We start from the raw sequence: 22281 nt of genomic DNA, 5'->3' as shown, positions 1-22281 counted from the left end.
CCCGCTTTTTCATGTGTCAATAGTGCATTATTTATGAAAGAAATTAGCCTGACTCTGTAACCAATTAATTGTCGGCGGAGATGAGTAAAGTTACCGTCGCAACAACAATCAGCGTCAGCCAGGAAAGCCAGAAGCGCCGACTGTCGCGCTTCCGTTCATCGGCCGTCATATCCTGTCGTCGTTTAGGCGAACGCTGAAAAGCTTTACTGAAGTAGTAAAAAGAGCCCGCCAGTCCGCCGAGGCCGAGGTAAAAGGTCAACAGGGCTCCAAAACCATAACCGGCACAGAGAACATTACATGCCAAACCTGCTAGTACATAGGCTACCGCTATCCCTGCTATTCCCAGGAGTATATACATGATGCGTGGAGGATTCGTGTTGTCTGCTCGCGTTAACCTGGCTTTTGCGACTGAATGAGCAGGTTGCCGGACACTATCGGGCCGGGCGAGGCTATCGTTAACAACCGTTATTTGTCGACTACCCAGCACAATACTTGTTGCGTCTGAATACTTGACGCGATGCGCCCATAGGCCACCTAACAGACTAAATAACAGGAAACTTCCTACAAAAGCCGTAAAAGCCCATCGGCGTACGGACCAGTAGGAATAGCCATCTTCTGAATGTGTTGTCTGTATATGGATGGATAGAATCAGGCTGATAATTAATAACAAGCTGATATATAGCCAGAGCGGGGGAAGATCATTAAATAGACTCGCTCCTAAAAGTATAGCGTTGACCCCGTTGGTTAGCTCACCAAACATAATAAGGCCAATCGCCAGCGGGGTATGCCGACTGGCCCATAGGGAAAGAGTTTTCATACGGTCAGGGTTTATTGCCTGTAACCACCTAAACCTTAAAGTGTTATCGAAATGAAACGTTATGTAAAAAAATAACTCCTGCCAGATGCTTTCTGACAGGAGTTATTTTGGGCTGGCCAATAGGCCGGGATGTTAAGCGAGCGCTTTCTCCAGCGTTTTTTCAACACCGGATGTAAGCATCGAACTAAGATCGTCGGCAACTGTTTCAACAAATCCCGGCAACGTACTGAGATCAGCCAGCCAGAGCTTTTGGTCGGACAGAACACTTTTTACAAACGCCTGTACGGTCGATTTGTCTTTAGGTTTAACGGTTTTCCAGTCGCCATAGAAATAACCCGCTTTATCATCGCGGATAGGGTAGGTGAGTATACCGCCGTTTACCGCGATCTCTCCGAAGAACTGGCCTCCTTCTTCGCGAATGGCTTTCATGAAAAGTAGGTAGGCCGCAAACCCTAAAGCGGTCATCTTCGGAACGGCGTTGAACTGATCGAAGTAGCGCTGAATGGTGGCTACGTTACGAGCCTGCATTTTCGCTGTTTCCTGCAACGAGATATTCAGCAGCAAATGATCAAGATGCGGATTGCGGAATCGGTCGAGTACGTCGTGAGCGAACTGGCGAACGGCTTCTTTATCCATACCCGAAACACCATAGTCTGGCACGGTAGGTACGATCTCGTTCAGCATCAGCGACTCAACGAACTGGCTCATGAGCGGATGACGCATCTCGTCGGCAACGGTTTCCAGACCGAGCAAATACCCAAGTGGCATGGTAAGGGTATGCGTACCGTTCAGTACCCGCAGTTTACGCTCGCGATAGAAGTTAATATCTTCGTCAATAATGATTTGCGGAGTATTTCCATCCGCAAAAGCGAGCGTTTCTTTGACCCGGTCGTCGCCTTCGATGGCCCACAGATGGTAGGGCTCGGTAAAGGTGAGCAGATTGTCTTCGTATCCGGCTTCCTGTTGCAGAGCCTGTTGTGCTTCGTCGGTTGGACGAGTCACAATTCGGTCAACCAGCGAGTTACAGAAGCGAACATGGAATTTGAGCCATTTGGTAAACAGCTTGCCCAATTCGTTGAACTGCGCCAGTTTCTCGACGGCTTCGCGGAGTTTGAGCCCGTTGTCGGTTACGAGTTCGGTCGGAATGACAATTAACCCTTTGGCTTTGGAACCACCTACGCTACGGAACCGCTCATACAAAAAAGCCGTCAGTTTAGCCGGAAATGACTGTGGAGGATGTTGAAAAATGCTTTCCTCGACATAGTTCAGGCCAACTTCGGTCGTATTGGAAATAACGATCTGGAGTTTCGGGTTTCGGGCCAGCATCAGCACCTCTTTCCATTGGGTCTGGGCGGCCAGCACCCGGCTGATGGCCGAAACAATGGTTGTTTCCGAAACGTCCTGCCCTTGTTGGACACCACGGACAGCGACTGTGTATAGGTTATCCTGTTCTGCAAATTCATCCGTCTGGCTATCTGTCGATTTTACAACGACGATTGAGCCGCCAAAGCGGCCGTTGGCATTCGCTTTATTGACTAAATAATCCGGTAAGCCCCGGAGCAGTACACCGGTGCCGAACTGGAGAATTTTTTCGGGATAAACGGGAGCGGGATGCGTCGAACGCGTTAGTTTAGGCATGGTTGGAGGGGCGGCAATCGGCTCTTCGGTCATCAGTTAAGTAGTCGTTACTGTTATCAAAAATCGATTTTTCTAGCTGGTGTCGTCATCATTCAGCAATATTACGAACTACTTTAATAACCCGTACTTTCATTTTAGTAAATGTGCGACTAGCTGTGTTTTGTTGATTAAGAGGCCAACTACCTTCACTATAACTTGTTCGGCTTAGCGTTTCAATTTGCCCGAGCTATCGCCACTGGCCAGGGTTTCTATTTCGGCTACGGTTGCCAGATTGACATCGCCCGAAATGGTGTGTTTCAACGCAGAGGCTGCTGCCCCGAATTCAACAGCCCGTTGCAGATCATTGAACGTCAGTAAACCATAAATCAGGCCTGCTATGTAGGCATCGCCTGTACCAATGCGGTCGGTAATGGGGCGAATGTCGTAGGTCCTTGATTTATAGACGGCTTGTCCGTCGAAAAGCTTTCCCGAAAACTGATTGTGCGAAGCACTGAGCGAATTTCGCTTGGTATCGGTAATGTACCGTACAGTAGGAAATCGTTTGAACATGGCACGTCCGGCTTCCTGAAACGTACTGCCTACTACACCATATAACTCGGAGAAAAGTCCTTTGCTGCCGAGTACCAATGTGCAGCCTTCGGTCAGGGCGGGCATAATCTCCTGAGGACTGCGACCGTATTGCCATAGATTGCTCCGGTACACAATATCGGCCGATACGGGTACGCCCAGCCGATTTGCTGTCTGGATTCCTTTAAGCAGGCAGTCGGCAGCACCTTGTGATAGAGCTGGTGTAATCCCCGTCCAGTGAAACCAGTTGGCGCCCTGCAAAATCGGTTCCCAGTCGATGTCGTCCGCTTTTATTCGGGCAAAGGCCGAGTCGGCCCGGTCATAAATAATTTGACTGGCCCGGCTCCCGGCTCCTGTTTCCAGAAAATAAAGCCCTAAGCGACCGTCGCCATATTGGATGTATTGGGTGTTGACATCGTATTTGCGCAGGTACCCGGCAGCGGCCCTACCCAGCGCATGATCGGGGAATCGGGTAACATGGTTTGACTGCAAGCCCAACTGCGCCAGGGATACGGCTACATTCGCTTCGGTACCGCCAAAATGCATCTCAAGGGAATCGGTTTGTGCAAACCGCTCAACCCCCGGCGGACTCAGCCGGAGCATAACTTCTCCAAAAGTGACTATTTTCATCCGTTTTTATAATCTAGTGCCTGCCAGCCAATGGGTGCTACTTTCTAAATCTTCGGCCTTTAGGGGCTCCAATTTCGGCAATATTAAATGAATAAGTACAAGGGCAATCAGATAGGAGCAACTGGCAATGATAAACATAGGTAAATAACCGAACGAGGTAATAATCCGCCCAGCCAGTAAGCTCAGCAGAATACCGCCTACTGCCCCAAACATACCGCCAATGCCAGTCACAGAGGCCACCACATTTTTTGGGAAAAGATCCGAGGCAAAGGTGTACATATTGGCCGACCAGCCTTGGTGAGCGGCTGTGGCTAGGGCTAACAGACCGATCGCGACGGTAAGGCTACTGGTCTGGGCTGCAAAGAAAATCGGGATTACACAGACCGCACAAATCATCAGCGTAGTTTTACGAGCCTGATTGGCGGTCCAGCCCCAACTCATGAACTGCGTACTGAGCCAGCCAAAAAAGATGCTGCCAGCATCCGAAACGATGTAGATAATTAGAAAGGGAACCCCAAACGTTTTGAGCTCCAGTTTTTCTTCAAAGGCATCGTTGGAGTTGAAGAAGTCGGGAAGCCACGAAATATAAAACCACCAGATCGGGTCAGCCATGAACTTGCCTACGGCAAAGGCCCATGTCTGTTTGTAGCCCAGCAGTTGCCCCCACGAAACATGTACCGGAATTGCTTTCTCATTGTCGCTGCGGATGTAGGCAAGCTCTTCGGTCGAAAGATTGACCTGTCGTTCAGGCTTGGTGTACGTAAACCACCAGATAATTAGCAGGACAAAACCCAGCATCCCGGTAATCAGGAATGAACTGCGCCAGCCAAGCTCAAGAATCAGATAAGGCGTCACAAAGGCCGTCACAATAATGCCAACATTGGTTCCAGCATTGAAAAGGCCACTCGCAAACGATCGCTCAGTTTTTGGAAACCATTCAGATACGGTTTTAATAGCCGATGGAAAGTTGGCCGACTCGCCCAGACCCAGAAAAGCCCGCGCCCACCGAAGGCCAGCCATATTATGGACAAATCCGGTCGTCACAGCGGCTATGCTCCAGACAAGGATACCCAATGAAAAACCCCGCTTTGTGCCAAACCGGTCGATGAGCCAGCCAACCAGTAGAAAGCCAATCGCATACGCGAATTTGAATGCCGCATCCACATCGCCATACAGCACTTTAAAGCGGTCGGTGGCTTCTTTGGTCAGAACGGTGTTGGGCGCTACGTCGAGCATTTCCTTTCGGAACAGGTCGTCGGTCATCGTAAACGATAACACCTGCCGATCTACGTAATTTATGGTCGTTGCCAGAAACAACAACGCGACAATACGCCAGCGAAAGCGGCCCGAAGGGGTTGGAATTTGCACAACAATGAAAATAGGTTGGGGAGAAAAGAAAATTAAAATGCTTATTTACCCGAAAAAAGTGGTTTACGGCTTTTCGGTAGTTGGTTTATGGTTTACGGTAGACTGACCCGTCAGCCTGGTTGCGTCAGTCGGCGAAACCGAATACCGTAAATACCAAACAGCCATTGATGATTAACAACTGTTTTTATGCTTGAACAAACCTGGCGATGGTTCGGTCCGAACGACCCGGTATCGCTCAATGATGTCCGACAGGCAGGCGCTACGGGTATTGTAACCGCCCTGCATCATATTCCGAACGGCGAAGTATGGACCGTTGAGGAAATTCAGACCCGGAAAGCCCTGATCGAAACAAGCCATCTGAGCTGGTCGGTGGTCGAAAGTATTCCGGTGCATGAAGGAATCAAAACCCGAACCGGCGATTTTCGACGGTACATTGACAACTACAAAGAGTCGATTGTGAATCTGGCGGAGGTCGGTATTGATACCGTCTGCTATAATTTTATGCCGGTTCTCGACTGGACGCGTACCGATCTCGATTACCCAATGCCCGACGGTTCGACCGGCCTTCGGTTCGACGCTACGGAGTTTGCGGCTTTTGAGTTGTATATTCTCCAGCGTCCGGGGGCTGAGTATCTGTATAATGACGAACAGAAACGGCTGGCCAGAGCCAAGCTCGATAGTATGAGCGATGCACAGGTCAAACGGCTGACGCGCACCATTATTGCAGGATTGCCGGGTTCCGAGGAAAGCTATACGGTCGAGAAGTTTCGCGATGCGCTGGCAGCGTATAAGGACATCAGTGACCGCGAACTCCGACAGAATCTGTATGCATTTTTACGGGAAATTGTCCCGGTTGCTGAATCGGTCGGCGTCCGGCTGGCCATTCACCCCGACGATCCTCCGTACCCGATTCTGGGCCTTCCCCGTGTAGTCAGTACCGAAGCCGATGCCCGTGCCTTGCTGGCGGCTGCCGATTCACCGTCGAATGGGCTGTGTTTCTGCACAGGCTCCTATGGGGTCCGGGCCGACAACGACCTGGCAGGTATGGCCGAACGACTCGCGCCAAATATCCATTTTATTCACCTGCGCAGTACTCAGCGCGATACAGACGGAAGCTTCCAGGAGGCTAACCACCTCGAAGGTGATGTGCCGATGCCAGCCGTTATGCGGGCGCTGCTTACCGAACAAAAACGCAGACAGGACGAAGGACGATCGGATATACGGATGCCGTTCCGCCCTGACCACGGCCACCGAATGCTCGACGACCTGACATCGGGAAAACGGACTAATCCCGGTTATACAGCCATCGGCCGGTTGCGTGGCCTGGCTGAATTGCGTGGCCTGATGCTGGGACTACTGAGTTAATACTCCTCAGTCGATAGGTACAAAGCCAATCACTGACGGCGAGTGCCTATCGACTGTTTTTCGTATATTAGTGCTGTAAAATCGTTTGATGATGGAAGCTGCCAATAAATCCAAACGTCCTCCTCTTACTGCTGAACAGAAACAGCGCCGGGTCGAACGCGCCCGTTTGCTGAAATCGCTCGTCTACGAAATGTGGGCTGGCAAGCCGGTGTATTACGCTGGTTACGAAGGAGTCCTGAAAGGGGTAAAAACAGTAGAGCAGGTTATGAGTTCAAGTATTTTACAGAGTCGTTTAGTCGTTCGACTGTCTGCTTATTTATTATCGGTGTTAAATTTAGACGTCTACGATGTATTAGGAAATGAACTAGGTATTCAATTCAGTAAGGGGGATTGGCGAGCTTGTGATGTAGCCATTTTCGAGTTAAGTACATTGGAAGGCCAGGACGAGACAAAATATGCCTGGGTGCCTCCAAAAATTGCAATTGAAGTAGATACGAAAGCAAACCTGAACCAATTTGACTCTGAATTTGACTACTACGAGCAGAAAACCACAAAACTCCTTCAGTTTGGCGTTGAAAAAGTGATCTGGCTATTCACGAAATCACATAAAGTACTGATTGCCGAACCCGGAAAAGACTGGCTTATTCGCGGCTGGAGCCAGGTAGTTGAGGTGTTGCCTGGTTGCCAGTTTATTCCCGATGAACTGGTCGCAAAAAAGAAATAAGTAATAGGTAGAACTTAGTTAAACCGCGAGATCGCAACGATTTGATGGGTAGCTTTTAGACTTCTTGCATCTCGGCTTCTCGCGGCTTAAGTAAGTAGGGAGATCTACTGCTTATACACCTTGCCGTCTTTCATGACAAACTTGACGGCCTGTAGGGTCTTGATGTTTTGAATGGGATTTTCATCGACGGCAATGATGTCCGCAAATTTGCCCGATTCAATCGACCCGATTTGTGCGTCCATACTGAGCAGTTTGGCATTGGTTAGCAGCGCCGATTTGATAGCTTCAACGGATGGCATTCCGGCTTCGACCATGTACTCAAACTCTTTAGCGTTATAGCCGTGAATGAATACACCCGCATCGGTCCCGAACGCAATCTTTACCCCCGCTTTGTAGGCTTTAGCAAACGTAGCCTGAATTTTTGGTCCGATGGCCAAGGCTTTGGGCGTAACCAGAGCGGTGTAATAGCCGAAATGTTTGGCTGAGTCGGCTACTGTTTTTCCGGCGATGATGGTGGGCACAAAATAGGTGCCGTGTTTTTTGAATAGTTCGATGGTTTCATCGTCCATGAAAGTGCCATGTTCGATGGTTTGAACACCCGACCGAATGGCTCGTTTCATGCCTTCGGCACCATGCGCATGAGCGGCTACCGAAAAACCGTAATCTTTGGCCGCATCCACAATCGCTTTGGCTTCTTCTTCCGTAAACTGTGGTCCTGAACCATCCTTGGCATTACTTAGAACGCCACCTGTAGCCGTAATTTTAATCAGATCAGAACCGTCTTTGTACCGTTGTCGAACGGCCTTGCGGGCATCATCCGGGCCATTGATAACCCCATCTTCCGGACCTGGGTCTCCCATTAAATCTTTGCGATAGCCGTTCGTAGGGTCGGCATGACCACCCGTGGTAGCGATGGATTTTCCTGCCGTTAATACGCGTGGCCCTTCCACCAGACCAGCGTTGATCGCGTTGCGGAGCGATACATTAATGCCGGAGCCGCCCAGGTCCCGAACCGTTGTAAACCCAGCTAGCAAGGTAGTTTTCGCAAAGCGCGCAGCCCGGAACGCCACATCGGCCGGATTGCTCGTAAAACCATCGATGGCTCCACCACGTCGGGTCTGGGTTTCCAGGTGAACGTGCATATCGATCAGGCCGGGCAGTACAGTTTTCGATTTGAGATCAACGACCTGGTCCTGACTCGAGGCTGCGGTATAGCCTTTCTGAACGGCCGTAATTTTGTTTCCTTCGACTACGATGGTCATTTGCGGCTGGATACTGTTGCCAATCCCATCGAACAGATTACCGCAGTGAATAAGTGTACGCTGGGCAAAAAGGGGGAAAGCCAGTAGCGAGAGGCCAGCCAGTAGGTATATTTTTTTCATTGACTATAGTGGTTGGGTACAAAAAAGGCTGTAACGAATTCGTTACAGCCTGAAAATACGGAAAAGACGCTACAAATGCCTATAACCGGGCAATCTCAATAACCGCTTTTTGAGTTGGATCGGGCATAAACGAAGTTGGATAGGGTGTCACATCCTTTAGAACCACTTTATAGGCCTGACTACGCAGGGTAACCTTCGTTGAATCCTGGCTATTGTTCTTGTCATAGAACCCCAACGTCAATCGGACTGTGCTGGAGTCGATCGTCTTTGACAGGAGCAGTTTAACGGTTGCTGAGCTTGCTGTCAAACAAGACATATAGCTTGAGTTTGGGCAGCGGCTGTCCCATATAGAATCAACGCGAACTGTAACATCAGAACTCAGTCGGGCTGATTGATGAAGCCTCACTGATACCTGATTGGCTGGTAGCGTGTCATTGGATTGACAAGCCGAAAAGACAATGGTTCCAATAATCAGGAGTCGCTTCATTGATTCTGATTTTTACTCATCGGGTAAGGTCTGAGCGCCTATAGCTTCGTGACCTGCACAACCGCCGTTTGAGGCTGATTGCTTGGTGTCGTGCCTGGATAAGGGTTTACTTCACGCAGGATCACTTTATAGGTTTGACTACTGAGCGTTACATTCGTTGAATCAGGACGTTTGTTGTTACTCACACCGGGATCGGCACCCAGGGCTAATCGAACGGTGGTAGAATCCCGATCGTTCGATAGCAGCATTTTAACCTTTGCCTGGCCTGCCCAGATACAAGTGGCATTGGCTGGACAGCGGCTGTCCTGAATGGAATCGACCCGAACGGTTACGTCGGAACCGATCCGGGCTGATTGATGAAGCCCTAACGATACCTGATCAGTAGGGTCGGTGTTGGCATGTTGACAAGCAGCAAAAACAAGTGTTCCAACGAAGAGTAAACCAGAAAGCTTTTTCTTTAACTGTATCATACTATAATCCTTTTTTTAGCAAGACTCAAGAACTAAAAAAAGGGTTGTAGGAGCCGATTATCTTTTTACGATAACGCCATCGGCAACAAATGTCAGCGCTTTTTCGGGCTGGGTAATTTTCTCGATTTCTTCCTTCGACTTTCCAGCGTCCTGTGCGTAGTGACGCAGGTCGGCTACGGGCGTAGTGGTGGTTTCGGCCAATCCTTCAACAACCACGGTTTTGCCTTCAATATCTTTTGGCACAAAGAAGCCGTAATCTTTAAACGTGACGCGCATGGTTTGACCATCGGCCGTTTTCAGCTTCATCCAGCAGCCTTTTACTTTGCAGACCGACTCAACCGTACCTTCTACTTTAGCTGGCATTTGTGGTTTGTCGCCCATTTTATTGGCTAGCTGAGTAGCTGGAATGGCGCCGGTCTCTGTAATTTTTTTGCCATGGAAGCTGGTTTGCGCGAAGACGCCGATCGAAGCGGTAAGCAAAAACGCGGTAAGCAGGAAGTGTTTCATTACTGTGTTATTTTGATGAACGAGTGTTCGTCAAAAGTACGACTTTTTGTGGTATCCGCTGGTCAATGCTACAGTTCGCATACAACACCGCTTTGTAAATTATAGCATAGACTTTATTACTTTGACCATCAATTAGAAAAATAAGTGAAAGCCTGCTTAGTTCTCGTTTCCCAAAACGGGAGGGGGGCTAGGGGTGAAGAAAACGCTATGCAAACGATTTCAGAACGAATTACCGCCGATTGTCAGGCATTTGTCGATGTGGCTAACCGATTATCGGAAGAGGAATTTCAGCGTCATATCGGCGATAAATGGTCCGTAGCTGATGTGATGCAGCATCTGTACCTATCGGCCCGGCCTGTTGTTAAAGTAATGACTGGCCCACGTGAAGTATTGGCTCAATGGGGGAAAGCTGATCATCTGCCCAAACTCTACGACCAGCTTGCTGCGGAGTATAACGCTGTGCTTTCCACAGGCATGAAAGCGCCAACGCCTTTCGTTCCCCGGCCTGAGGATATGGATGTCGAAAAACAGGTTGTCATTGATCGATTTACAGCGATGTATAAGGCTGTAAACAATGCAATAAAAAGCTGGGCGGAACAGGAATTGGATGCGTATTGTATGCCTCATCCGGCATTGGGCAAACTGACTGTGCGGGAAATGCTTTACTTTATCAGCATTCACACCCAACATCACCTTAACCGGTTATAAATAACGCCGTTACTATAAACCAGTGCGAATCGCAAGGTTTTCTGCGATTCGCACTGGGTAAATGAACTACCGTTGCAACTGCTCCAGTAAAGCGGCTACCTGATCGGCCGAAGTGGCCGGGAAATTGGCAATCCGAATCTGGCTTTCCTTGAACTTTCCATACCCACTGCCTACGACCATATTCGCGGCTTTGGCACCTGCAATGACGTCGGCAGACGGCTTTTGAGTGGTGGCAACAACGACAGTTTGCGAGCGGTGGCGCTCCTGCTTAACAAAAGCCTCAAAGGCATCGGAGTTGTCAATGAATTTATAAATCATTTTTGCCTTTTCTTCGGTCTGCTTCCGAATGGTATCGATACCAATCCGATTGAAGTCTTCGGCGATCTTGCCCAGCAAATAGATAAACAGTACGTTTGGCGTAGCTGGCGTTTCAAACGTTTTATAATGTTTCCAGAGCGTTGGCAGCGTATGATGGGCACCAATAGTGAGCGAATCGGACTTCTGCAAGCGCTCGGCTTTAGCCAGACAACCTTCACTGGCAATCCAGACACCCAGACCAGCAGGCATACCAAAGGCTTTCTGCACCGAGAAGAAAGCTGAATCGATACTACTGAAGTCAAGATCGGGGTAGGGGGCCGACGAAACCATATCCACGCAGAATAGCTTTTTCGGGTATTTGCGTTTGAGCTTATGAATTTCGGAGGTTTTCATCTGCACACCCGAAGATGTTTCATTATGCGCCAGACAGACAACCTCGGCATACTCAGGAACCTGAATTTCGGCTGCGTCGAATCCTTCGCCAAACGGCTTTTCGAACACCTGTGCGTGTTTGTGAAGCGCATTGGCGTAGTCGTAAAACTTCTGCGAGAATGAGCCGTTGACGAGGTGAAAACTCTCAAACTCAACGCAGTTCAACAGCATACGCTCCCACACTTCGGAGGCCGAGCCCGTAAAAAAAATACCATGCGTGGCCGGAATGCTCAGCAACGTCCGAAGCTGCTCGTCAGCGAACTTATAGAGGTCCCGAAACCGTTGGCTACGGTGCGAAATCGAGCCAATTTGCTCATCCATAGCCGTTTGCAAATGCTTGTAAAACGTTGGATAGAGTTCGGCAGGGCCGGGCGTAAAGTACGTTTGAGGCATAATAATTGAATTAGGGATTGAGTGGACAGCCGCAGGGAAACCGTACTGACTGACCTAGTAAGCGATTGACTTTTTGCCGCATAACGGCTGATTTGGGGATGAATACGACACGACCGGCCCCAGGCACTTCAGTAGCAGCTACTGGCCGACCCATCTGTTTATAAAACAAATCTATGCATGATTTAGGCAGCAAATCTATGCAAAGATTGATACCGGCGAAGTCATTGGCCTCATAGAATTCCTTAAAAAAACGCCATTGGTCATCGGTCAGGCAGGTGGTCAGTTGCTTGGCCTCCCAGATACTCGACGTGTCCGGATGATTCAGCAAGGTAGGCCAGCCCGCCTGAATAAAGGGTTTGATCTGCGACTCGTGCAACCGGCCGAAATAATGACCGATTGTTTTCTTATTGTGAAAGCGCTGAAGCGCATAGAGCATATTCGTTCGATTATATAACGGACAAAGTCCTTCCGGCAAACCAACCGAATTGCCACCAATCAGGCAGAAAGGCCAGTCTAAAATGGCTTCACCGGGTTGTTGCTGAATGCGGTCGATGTACGCCTTGAATGAGTCGGAATAATAATACGGTTGCTGACTATAGCGATATTGATACACGCTGACAGCCTCAATAAGCCCAACCAGTAGCCATAGACCGAAAACAACAGGGCGAATGCGACCACTCCAATGCAAGGCAAAGATGACCAGGATAACCGGGTAAGTGATGGTAACCCGCGAAGGCATCCGGTTAAATCGATCCCAGGGGAAAATTTGGAGCGTAGGGATTCGAATCGGGTGATAGAGGGCATGTATCAGGCCAAAGATAAGGAGGGGGACATACGCCCAGCGAATAGGTTTTCGGGTGGTCCAGAAACCCAGAAGGCCCAGAAAAAGTAGAAACCAGCCGGCACTTCCTGCCCCATAACCTTCGGGCATATCCTTTAGATACCTGCCCAATGGATCGATAACCGGATCAAATCCGGGTAAGTAAGGAGCCAGCAACCGGAGCGGATGTACCCAGCCATGCCCATTGGCAAAACGGTCTTTAAAAACAAATAACTGCGTTTGCTGCACGATTTCGAGCAGCAGCGGCAGGTAAAGAAAGCTAACCAGCAGCGTGGTTAATACCAATAGAATTGGAATGAGCGGCTTTTGCAGCTCTACACGCCAGGTGGCCAATAAATTCCTGATTTGCTCACCCGGTTTTTGCGGGCTTCGAACCAATCGCCAGCCTAGTAGTCCGCTTACAAACAACGCATTGATAGTAAATGAACTTAATGCGTACCCTGCCATATAGGTTAGGTCGTGGCCCAGGCTTAAAAGGACCAGAAGAATTTTCAGGAGCAGGAACCGGAGACTTACTCGTTCCTGCAACACAACCCGCCGGGTTAGCAGAAAATCGGTTAAGATGCAAAGCACCGTCCAGTGGATGACCGCATGGGTGAAGTGACCCGGATATTTGTTGAGCGCGTAAAAATTGAAGAAGCAGACAAACAAACCTGCCAATGCGGCCCGGAATTCCCCGTAATCGTGCCGAAGCAATGCATAGGGCCCAAAACTGAGCAGAAACAGACTAATCAGGTAATAGATGTTCAGCCAGGGACCATTGCCCAGAAACAGATACCAGCCTGCGTACCAGTAATCCTGTTCAAAAGCCCAGCTCTGAAAAACGTGGTTGGTACCGTAGGGGTAGAAGGTTTTATCGTTCAGCAGATCCAGATGGGGGAATGGGATGAACGACAGATTCTTAGCGAAATAATAACCAATGTAATCCCATTGGTCGGTATCGCTGGGAACCATACTGGCCAGAGGGCCGCTGAAATTTCGGATAAAAAATATGCCATACAACAGGGCTAATCCTGCGAAGCATATGGCTACTCTACCGGGTGATATCCATTGCGCATAACGTGATTCGAATGAGGAAGGTTGAAAGTAGTTATTGGGCATAAAAGAGGAAGAAAAGAGAAAGGGAGTAAAGCAAAAAGGAGGCCGGTAGCTTTTTATTCTTCCCTTCCTCCTTTTTGCCTTACTCCCATATTAGTAGAGAAGCCTAAACTTGATTGTATTGTCGATTTTCTTCAGCTCATCGACAACTTCCTCGGCATATTCTTTCGCAACGTCTGTAATCACATACCCAATCTGCTCGTTGGTTTTGAGGTATTGGCCGTGAATGTTGATGTGGTATTTGGCGAAAATTGAGTTCATTTTTGCCAGAATACCCGGTACGTTGGCGTGAATGTGGAGCAGTCGGTGTGCGCCTTTGAGCAGCGGCAACTGAAGTTCCGGGAAATTGACACTGCCATACGTACTGCCATTGTTGATATATTCGAGCAGTTTGCCTGGTACAAAATTGCCAATGTTTTCCTGGGCTTCTTCGGTGCTGCCACCGATGTGCGGAGTCAGAATTACGTTCGGTAAGTTTCGAAGGGCACTAACAAACTCTTCATTGTTAGTTTTGGGTTCGTGCGGAAACACATCGACGCCCGCACCCGCCACTTTACCCCGCTCAATGGCATCGACCAGAGCCGGAACATCTACAATATGACCCCGCGACAGGTTCAGGAAAATAACCCCAGCTTTCATGAGTGCGAACTCCCGGTAGCTGATCAGATTTTTGTTTTCCTTGCGTCCGTCTGTATGCAGGCTGATAATATCGGCAATGGCCAGCAGTTCATCCAGCGATTTGCATTTGCGGGCATTTCCCAGGGCTAGTTTATCCACGATGTCGTAGAAGTACACCTCCATGCCCAGGGCTTCGGCCACAACCGATAACTGCGTACCGATGTTGCCATAACCGACCAGTCCCAGTTTTTTACCCCGCACTTCGAAGCTATTCTTTGCCGACTTATCCCAGCCGCCCTGGTGCATCAGGTTGCTTTTCGGAACAATGCTCCGAATCAGCATAATGATCTCACCAATCGCCAGTTCGACTACCGAACGTGTGTTGCTATAAGGGGCATTGAACACCGCAATCCCTTTCCGGGTGCAGGCGTCAAGGTCAATCTGATTGGTACCAATACAGAATGCGCCGACTGTCATCAGTTTGTTAGCGTGTTCAAGGACGCGGGCAGTCACGTTGGTTTTAGAACGGATACCCAGGATCGATACGTCGCGAATGGCTTCGATGAGTTCCTCCTCATCCAGTGCTCCTTTTCGAATTTCGACGTTGAAGCCTTCCTGTTCGAAGAGCTGAACCGCTACGGGGTGGACGTTTTCCAGCAGCAGTACTTTGATTCGGCTTTTGGGATAGGATTGACTGCGGTTCAAATTATTATGGTATAAAAATTCATCGAGCGAAGGGGCAATGTGATCCGCTTTTTCGACTACTCGGGGTCGCATCACATTTTCGGTAAAGGCATAAAAACGGTTCGCCAGCCCCGATGCCCGGATTTCATAATCTGTATAGCCATCACCCAGCACGTACACTTCGCCATCCAGATTCAGGTTTCGAATCACCTGCGATTTGCCCCCATTGGCCGACAGTGGATTTTCAGGGTCGAAACCAATAATGGCACCGCTTTCATCGAACACAAACGTATTGGCAAACACATTGTCGGCCAGAACCCCCAGCGACGTGACAATCGGCACGATGAATTCTTTAAATCCGTTCGATACAACGTAAATGTTCTCGGCATTTTCGGTCAGAAAATCCTTGTTGCGCTGAAACGAGTCGGAGATTTTGCCCATCAGGTTGTCGATGAGCGCCGGAAGATGATCGCGATGTGCTTTGAGCAGGTTCAGCCGTAGATTGAGCGATTCGGTAAACGAAATCTCGCCCGACATGCCCCGGTCGGTAATGGCTTTAATTTCGTTGAGTACATCCTCCCGGTCGGGTCGGCCGATGAGTGAGATTTCGCCCAGCACGTCGAGGGCCTCTACCTTTGTGAAGGTACTGTCGAAATCAATGATGTAGTACGTCTGTTCCAATGGTTTGGTGAGCATGAATTTGAGAATCTATTCCGACTCTTTATTAAATTGTTGTAATAAGAATTCCAGTTTTACTCGAAGCGGTATTGGCAGAAACCAGATCGACGGATACATGCAGAAGTTCTTCTAACTGTATCTTCATTCGCACGAAGTCAAATAAAGATACCTTTGGCTCCAATTCAACCAAAATATCAACATCACTTTCCTGAGTAGATTCTCCTCGAGCTTGTGAGCCAAATAAATAAGCTCTCTTAACTGGTTGAGAGTTAAAATATTGCTGTATAGCTACTTGATAAGGTATCATACCAGGACTATAATTTTGTTAAAAACTCGAGCGCTCGCTTTTCCGACCAGTAGGTACCCTGAAGGCTGCTGTGCCTGTCGGGGAAGCCACAGTGCCCCCCTTGCTCTGGAAACTCCATCCAGACGTTGGGTAGTTCCCGGGCCAACGATTCTGGGAAACATTCGGGCGAAAGAAACGGGTCGTTTTTCGCATTGATAATCAGCGTGGGTATCGCAATATTCGGAATAAACTGAAGCGAACTACTCTGCGTATAGTAGTCCAGTGCATCCCGAAAGCCGTTCATAGGTGCCGTAAAGGTATTATCGAACTCTCGAACGCTCCGAACTTTTCGAACAGCTTCGGTCGGAAAAACACCCGGCATCACTTCTGCTTTCTGCAAAACTTTCCGCTTTAGTGTCCGATTGAATCGGTAGTTATATACCCAGCTATCCCATTGCTCCAGCCGTCGGGCTGAGCCCATCAGATCGAGGGGAACCGAGAAAACAACAGATTTTTTGATAGCTGGATTGATTGCACCGCCTTGTTCGCCGAGGTATTTCAAGGTCACGTTGCCACCTGCGCTGAACCCCATCAGATACAGGGTTGTGTAGCCTTTCGTGAGGGCATAGTTAACCACAAAGTTCAGATCGCTGGTTTCACCAACATGGTAAAAACGTTGCTGGCGATTCATTTCGCCACTGCACGACCGATAATGCCAGGCCAGGCAATCGAATCCATGATTAGTCAACTGCCTGACCATGCCTGCCAGATACGGGCTCGTCGAGCTGCCTTCCAGACCATGGGAGAGAATAACTAATGGATAATGGACAATAGCAGCCTTTTCATTATTCATTATCCATTGATCATTATCCATTGCCTTTGCCCAATCAAGATCCAGAAAATCATCGTCGGGAGTTTCGATACGTTCGCGGACGTAAGCAACCGATACCTTGCGAAACAGCGAGGGGATAATGGTTTGTAGGTGGCCGTTCCACAAACGGGCGGGCGGCTCATAGCTGGATGGGGCAATCAGCGGCATTGCACACGCGGGCGATTGAAGCCGCAAAGGTAAGCGTTCTACCGCTTAGAAACCTGGTAAATTCAAAAAAATAGGGCGATTGGTTTGTTTTGTTTTATTGTTTGCCCGATTCTATTGCCAATTCGGTATTGATAGTAACTCTATGCTGAACGAATGTGAACGTATCAAAATAAAAAGGCTGGTCGTAGTGCGGCCAGCCTTTCCCATTGAATACAACCTGAATTGAAAAAAGCAATGATGGATGCCGCGTCAGCAGCAAGTGAGTCAAAATTGGCAAATAAAAAGATTTAATACAACTATTTCGATAAAGAAAAATTATTTTATTACTAATCATTCTTTTAGAGACCCTATATTGCATGAAGATCATATATCTAACACCTTTCAGTGAATAATCGGTTAAGATGTTGGCTGCTTGGGCTAACCGTGTTTTGGATGACTTGCTGTTCAAAAACTCCTGAACCAGCCCAAGTTGTAAACACAAAAGTGGTTTTACCATCACAGGCGGCTCTGGTATCGGTACAGCCGATTGGATCGACTACCGCCGAGGTGATCGTTAAGCTAACTTCGGTCATTAAACCAACCGACTGGCGATTGACCGCTCAGACCGCATCAGGTACGGTATTAGCCCTAAACTCGGTCGAGGAACAGGTTTATGATCCGTTTAGTCTGACTATATTTCGGTTGTCAGACTTAAATCCGGGGCAAACCTATACGCTGCGACTGGGCTTTCGCTATAATCAGAAAGATAGCCTTACCCTTGAGCGAACGTATACGCATACGACCTATAATCCGTGGAAGCGACTGGCTCAGTTGCCGTTCAATAGTGGTGATTTTACCGGGTCGATTGTCAGCTTCGTTTCGGATCTGGATCGAACGGGGAGTACCGTACAGGTCACGCGGTATGTGGATGCCGAAACCTGGCAGCGTGCCTTGTTTAACTATCAGCTAAATACCTGGTACGATTATACTCCGCCTTATCTGACGCTTCGCCGGGGATTGATCGAGTATGTACTTTATTACCACAATGTCGACCGATCGTATTTCTATGGGATGGGCTACCAGACCGACGATCTGTTTCCTGGTAAGTACATTTATTCACGGGATTTATACGCCATTTTTCCGGCTGGGGGCAGCCGGGTATTTCCGTATTATCAGGGCGAAGATGGCGAAGTGGTGTATTTTACCACCACTGAATGGGCGTTTTTTCTGACTAATAATGGCTCACCGGCCATGCGTGGTATTTATGCTCAGTTCGATCAGGAAGCTCGCGCTCCCTTGCCCGAAAAACCAGGCGTTATGGCGACGTTTAGCCTGGGCGAAACGGGCTATGTGGTCAATCAGGTGTTAGGAAGCCAACCCCATTTGTTCGCCTACGATTCGCAAAAGGACACCTGGACACGGAAAGCCGATTTCCCTGGTACGCAGCGATCAAGGGGAACTGGGTTTTCGGTGAATGGAAAAGGATACTTTGGCTTAGGTACAGCAAATGACCAGCGTGGCCTGCGTGACATCTGGCAGTATGACCCGGCTACGGATAAATGGCAGTATCTGACCGATTACCCGGGGGAGGGTAATCGCTATCTGGTGGTGTGGAGCGGGCCTAAGCGGGCGTATCTAGGTTGGGGATACGAAAGCCAGACGGAGGTAGGTTCGTCGAGCCACCGGCTGGTAGGTTGTACCGATTTCTGGGAGTTTGTACCCTAATTCGTTGATCGTGAAAAGCGTAGGATGCCCTGGTAGTATGGATCTGTTTGTTATTGATATATGCGAAACCTGTTACTAGCTGGTGTTTTTATTTTCCTGATCGCCTGTGTGGATGAGGTTCAATTGCCGATTCGTCAAGTCGAACCCCGATTGGTGGTGGATGGATTTATTACGGATGAAGCGCCACCGTATCCGTTTAAACTGACTTTTTCAGGAACCTATTCGTCGGGAAACCTTTTCCCGGAAGAACTGATAATCAATGGGGCCATCGTTACGATTACGGATAATGGTGAGCGAACTGTAACGCTGGAACAGGACCCGCTACTGCCATCGTATTACTGGGTGCGCGATCCGGCTTTTCGAGGTCAGCCAGGTCATCGGTATACGTTGAAGATTGTCCTACCCGACGGCCGTATTTATGTTTCCTCGCCGGAGCTGCTGGCTCCTGTAGCGCCAATCGAACGGGTTTATGCTGAGTATCGGCAGTCGGAGGGTTATTCTGGTCAGCCTGACCTGTACAATGTCCTGATTGATACCCGTGATCCGGCTACACCGGGTGATTATTATCGGTGGTCGACTTATAGTTATGTACCCCGCTGGACGAGCTATGATCCCAAACACCCCCCTGTTGGGTCTATTACAGTCTGTAGCACCTGTTCCTGCTGGGTGCCTTACTTTAGTCAGTTGACCAGTGTATTATCCGATGCACTGATCAATGGCAACCGCATCAGCCACCGCTCGGTGTTCAATTCGCCAGTCTATGCCGTCGGCAGGCAATATGTTGAGGTCAGGCAATATTCACTGAGCCGGGCAGCTTATCAATACTGGACACATTTTGAAGAGCAGCGTAGTCGTACCGGTTCCTTGTTCGACCCTCAACCGGCTTCTATTGAGGGTAATGTGCATCTACAGGCCGATACGACCATATTGGCACTAGGGTATTTTGGGGCTTCGGCCGTCAGTAAACAACGGTTGGTTATTCCAGGCGATACGATTGGCTATGATAAGTTCCTCAACCGCCTGAACAAGTCCTTTATTCCACCCGGCGACTGCGGGTCGAATTTCCCTCAGTTTCAACTAGACGTACCAGCAGGATGGTAAATCAAACGAAAGGCAAGGCTACGTTGTCGGGAGATGGAAAAAAGGCCATTCGCTGTGGGCTACTGGTCTGGCTACTACTTAGTGGGTGGTTTACGCAGGCTCAGATTCGATTTCGTGTTTATGGACAGGTCAACGATGGGGTGACGGGCAAACCGATAGCCAACGCATCAATTTATGATAAAAAGCAGGGGGCAGGCACCACTACCGACAGTACAGGCGCTTTTAGTATGCAGGTGTTGCCCAGTGCCTACAATCTGACCTTTTCAGCGGTTGGATATTATTCGCGGAGCCGGTTTCTGGAGGTTGGACGGAATACGATACGGCTGGAAGTGGCCCTGAACCCGGATACACGCCAACTGGACGAGGTAAATGTAACGGGCCGGACGCCCGATGCCAATGTATCGGCTACGCAGATGAGTGTGGTGCGGCTGGATATGAAAAACCTGCGTAACATTCCAGTGGTATTTGGTGAAGTCGATATTCTGAAAGCGTTGACTTTACAACCGGGTGTCAGTACCGTAGGTGAGGGTGCCGGAGGATTCAATGTGCGCGGAGGACGCACAGACCAGAATCTGGTACTATTGGATGGGGCCCCGTTGTTTAATACGAGCCATATGCTGGGTTTGCTGAGCAACCTGAATGCCGATGCCATTCAGGATGTAACACTCTACAAAGGAGGTATCCCAGCGGCATATGGCGGACGATTGTCGTCTTTATTGCTGATGAACACCAAAGCGGGCGAAACCGAGCGGATCAGCGTAACGGGCGGTATCGGTTTATTAACCAGCCGATTGTTGGTGCAAGGACCCGCAAGTCGGAATAAAAAGCTAACGTTTCTGGCGGGGGGGCGGATCGCTTATCCCTCATTTATACTTGGTTTATTCCCGGCTCCAACGAATAAAGATCGAGCGTTTTTCTATGATCTCAACGGTCGGCTGACGTATCGGATTAACGAAAATAGCCAGGTATCCGCAACCGCCTATCGGAGTTATGACACGTTCAAATTCCCGCAAGACACACTCTATACAACGCAATCGACACTGTTTACAGCCCGCTGGAGTCAGCGTTTGAGTCCGCATCTTTCGTTTAATCTGAATGCTACGCAAAGCGATTATCGGTTTTTTCTGGATGGTCTAACCAGTTTCAATACCTACCGCTATCAGTCAACCATCCGCCAGCGCGATGCCCGTTTCGATGGTTTGTGGACCCCAACGGCAGCGCATCGGATTGAGTTTGGCAGTTCATTGACGGGCTATCAGCTGCTTCCGGGAGCCATCAGCCCGACGGGGACTAATTCAACCATTATCAACATAACCTTGCCAACCGAACAGGCGCGTGAATGGGCGGGGTACGTATCGGAAGAATGGACGCCTACCCGCGTAGTATCGGTGCAGGCGGGTATTCGGTATGCGCAGTTTACGAATGTGGGGCCAGGAGTGGCCTATACATATGCCGAAGGGCAACCCCGTACCCGCGAGAGTATAACCGATACCCTGCATTTTGGGAGTGGGCAGTCGCTGGCAAAATACGGCGGCTGGGAGCCCCGGTTAACTATCCGAGCCAACGTAACAAAGAATAGTTCGTTGAAAATCAGCTATAACCGAACCCGGCAGTATCTGCACCTGATTTCCAATACAACGGCTATTTCGCCCGTCGATTTCTGGAAAGTAAGTGACGGACTGGTACCTCCGCAGGTAGCCGATCAGTTTGCGATAGGATACTTTCATAATGCTCTGGATAATGCCTACGAAATGTCGGTGGAGGTATACCATAAAACCCTTGAAAACCTGGTCGAGTACCGTAACGGGGCTACTTTATTGCTCAATCCGACGCTGGATGCCGATCTGTTACGGGCGCAGGGGCGTGCCTATGGAGTGGAAGTGAGTATCCAGAAAACGCGTGGCCTACTGACCGGGCTGGTGGCTTATACCTACTCGCGTACATTGGCGCGGGTGCCAAGCCCCTATGCCAGCGTACAGATTAACGGAGGTAACTGGTATCCATCCACGTTCGACCGGCCGCATAACCTGACCATTGCAACCCAGTGGAAATGGAGCCGGGGCTGGACGTTCGGCACTAATTTCGTGTATACCAGTGGGCGGCCAACTACCTATCCCGATGGTACGTACCGGCTCAATGGCACAAAAGTGCTGGACTATTCGCAGCGAAACGTTGACCGGATTCCTGATTACCATCGGCTGGATGTATCGTTTACGAAAGATGGCCGCCGAACGACGGGACAGCGCCGATACAGCAACTGGGCCTTTTCGTTTTACAATGTCTACGCCCGTAAGAACCCGTATTCCATTTATTTCCAGCGTGTAAATACTACGACCAAAAGCTACCAGCTTTCTGTTTTCGGGACGATTATTCCGTCGTTGAGCTGGAATTTTAACTGGTAATAGCGGGTCGTCGTTGTATAGAAT

The 22281-nt window shown here is 49.3% G+C and carries 19 protein-coding genes; 6 read left to right on the top strand and 13 right to left on the bottom strand.

What is annotated here, in order from left to right; translation table 11 throughout:
- Positions 1-64: 64 nt before the first annotated feature.
- From B5M13_RS21205 to B5M13_RS21190, 4 genes are all read right to left on the bottom strand, one after another.
- A complete protein-coding gene (locus B5M13_RS21205) occupies positions 65-817 on the bottom strand; it encodes a hypothetical protein (RefSeq protein ID WP_080057570.1) in 753 nt (250 codons plus the stop codon).
- A gap of 132 nt (positions 818-949) precedes the next feature.
- Positions 950-2455, bottom strand: coding sequence for a tagaturonate reductase (locus B5M13_RS21200; protein WP_245859423.1), 1506 nt, complete (start codon positions 2453-2455; stop codon positions 950-952).
- A gap of 204 nt (positions 2456-2659) precedes the next feature.
- Positions 2660-3652, bottom strand: coding sequence for a sugar kinase (locus tag B5M13_RS21195; protein ID WP_080057567.1), 993 nt, complete (start codon positions 3650-3652; stop codon positions 2660-2662).
- Between the two features lie 6 nt (positions 3653-3658).
- A complete protein-coding gene (locus B5M13_RS21190; RefSeq protein ID WP_080057566.1) occupies positions 3659-5020 on the bottom strand; it encodes an MFS transporter in 1362 nt (453 codons plus the stop codon).
- 186 nt (positions 5021-5206) lie between these two features.
- Here B5M13_RS21190 and uxuA point away from each other — a divergent pair, with 186 nt between their 5' ends.
- A complete protein-coding gene (gene uxuA, locus B5M13_RS21185) occupies positions 5207-6385 on the top strand; it encodes a mannonate dehydratase (RefSeq protein WP_080057564.1) in 1179 nt (392 codons plus the stop codon).
- A gap of 88 nt (positions 6386-6473) precedes the next feature.
- Positions 6474-7109, top strand: coding sequence for a Uma2 family endonuclease (locus tag B5M13_RS21180; protein WP_245859421.1), 636 nt, complete (start codon positions 6474-6476; stop codon positions 7107-7109).
- A 104-nt stretch (positions 7110-7213) separates the two neighbouring features.
- Here the strand turns inward: B5M13_RS21180 and B5M13_RS21175 are convergent, their stop codons facing one another.
- From B5M13_RS21175 to B5M13_RS21160, 4 genes are all read right to left on the bottom strand, one after another.
- Positions 7214-8491, bottom strand: coding sequence for a metal-dependent hydrolase family protein (locus B5M13_RS21175; RefSeq protein WP_080057561.1), 1278 nt, complete (start codon positions 8489-8491; stop codon positions 7214-7216).
- A gap of 79 nt (positions 8492-8570) precedes the next feature.
- Entirely contained in the window at positions 8571-8807 is a 237-nt protein-coding gene (locus B5M13_RS34225) for a hypothetical protein (protein WP_245859419.1), read from the bottom strand.
- Between the two features lie 209 nt (positions 8808-9016).
- The gene (locus B5M13_RS21165; RefSeq protein ID WP_080057558.1) at positions 9017-9448 is read right to left on the bottom strand and encodes a hypothetical protein; all 432 of its coding nucleotides are present in this window, start codon (positions 9446-9448) and stop codon (positions 9017-9019) included.
- 57 nt (positions 9449-9505) lie between these two features.
- On the bottom strand, positions 9506-9955 hold the full coding sequence (locus B5M13_RS21160) for a DUF4920 domain-containing protein (RefSeq protein ID WP_080057557.1): 450 nt from the start codon (positions 9953-9955) through the stop codon (positions 9506-9508).
- 207 nt (positions 9956-10162) lie between these two features.
- On the opposite strand from B5M13_RS21160, the gene B5M13_RS21155 reads away from it, so the two are divergent.
- Positions 10163-10663 carry a DinB family protein gene (locus B5M13_RS21155; RefSeq protein WP_080057555.1) on the top strand — a complete coding sequence of 167 codons (501 nt, stop codon included), beginning with the start codon at positions 10163-10165 and terminating at the stop codon, positions 10661-10663.
- A gap of 66 nt (positions 10664-10729) precedes the next feature.
- Here the strand turns inward: B5M13_RS21155 and B5M13_RS21150 are convergent, their stop codons facing one another.
- The 5 genes from B5M13_RS21150 to B5M13_RS21130 all read right to left on the bottom strand — a co-directional run bounded on the left by B5M13_RS21150 (position 10730) and on the right by B5M13_RS21130 (position 17050).
- Positions 10730-11806: an aminotransferase class V-fold PLP-dependent enzyme gene (locus B5M13_RS21150; protein WP_080057554.1), complete on the bottom strand. Its 1077-nt coding sequence runs from the start codon at positions 11804-11806 to the stop codon at positions 10730-10732.
- Between the two features lie 10 nt (positions 11807-11816).
- Complete coding sequence (locus tag B5M13_RS21145) at positions 11817-13748, bottom strand: hypothetical protein (protein WP_080057552.1); 1932 nt, start codon at positions 13746-13748, stop codon at positions 11817-11819.
- 90 nt (positions 13749-13838) lie between these two features.
- Positions 13839-15743 carry a phosphoglycerate dehydrogenase gene (gene serA / locus B5M13_RS21140; protein ID WP_080057551.1) on the bottom strand — a complete coding sequence of 635 codons (1905 nt, stop codon included), beginning with the start codon at positions 15741-15743 and terminating at the stop codon, positions 13839-13841.
- Positions 15744-15771: 28 nt separating this feature from the next.
- Entirely contained in the window at positions 15772-16032 is a 261-nt protein-coding gene (locus B5M13_RS21135; protein WP_080057549.1) for a nucleotidyltransferase family protein, read from the bottom strand.
- A 7-nt stretch (positions 16033-16039) separates the two neighbouring features.
- Positions 16040-17050 (bottom strand): YheT family hydrolase, encoded by a 1011-nt coding sequence (locus B5M13_RS21130; protein WP_080057548.1) that lies wholly within the window; start codon positions 17048-17050, stop codon positions 16040-16042.
- 432 nt (positions 17051-17482) lie between these two features.
- Here B5M13_RS21130 and B5M13_RS21120 point away from each other — a divergent pair, with 432 nt between their 5' ends.
- From B5M13_RS21120 to B5M13_RS21110, 3 genes are read left to right on the top strand one after another with little or no spacing between them, the layout of a single operon-like run.
- On the top strand, positions 17483-18754 hold the full coding sequence (locus B5M13_RS21120) for a Kelch repeat-containing protein (RefSeq protein ID WP_245859417.1): 1272 nt from the start codon (positions 17483-17485) through the stop codon (positions 18752-18754).
- A gap of 60 nt (positions 18755-18814) precedes the next feature.
- Complete coding sequence (locus B5M13_RS21115; RefSeq protein ID WP_080057545.1) at positions 18815-19855, top strand: DUF4249 domain-containing protein; 1041 nt, start codon at positions 18815-18817, stop codon at positions 19853-19855.
- Positions 19849-22257, top strand: coding sequence for a TonB-dependent receptor (locus tag B5M13_RS21110; protein WP_080057544.1), 2409 nt, complete (start codon positions 19849-19851; stop codon positions 22255-22257). Before B5M13_RS21115 ends, B5M13_RS21110 begins: the two co-directional genes overlap by 7 nt.
- The last annotated feature ends 24 nt before the right edge of the window (positions 22258-22281 follow it).

Origin of the sequence: Spirosoma aerolatum (genome assembly GCF_002056795.1) — a bacterium.
GTDB lineage: Bacteria > Bacteroidota > Bacteroidia > Cytophagales > Spirosomataceae > Spirosoma > Spirosoma aerolatum.
This window is presented reverse-complemented; position numbering and strand designations above follow the sequence as displayed.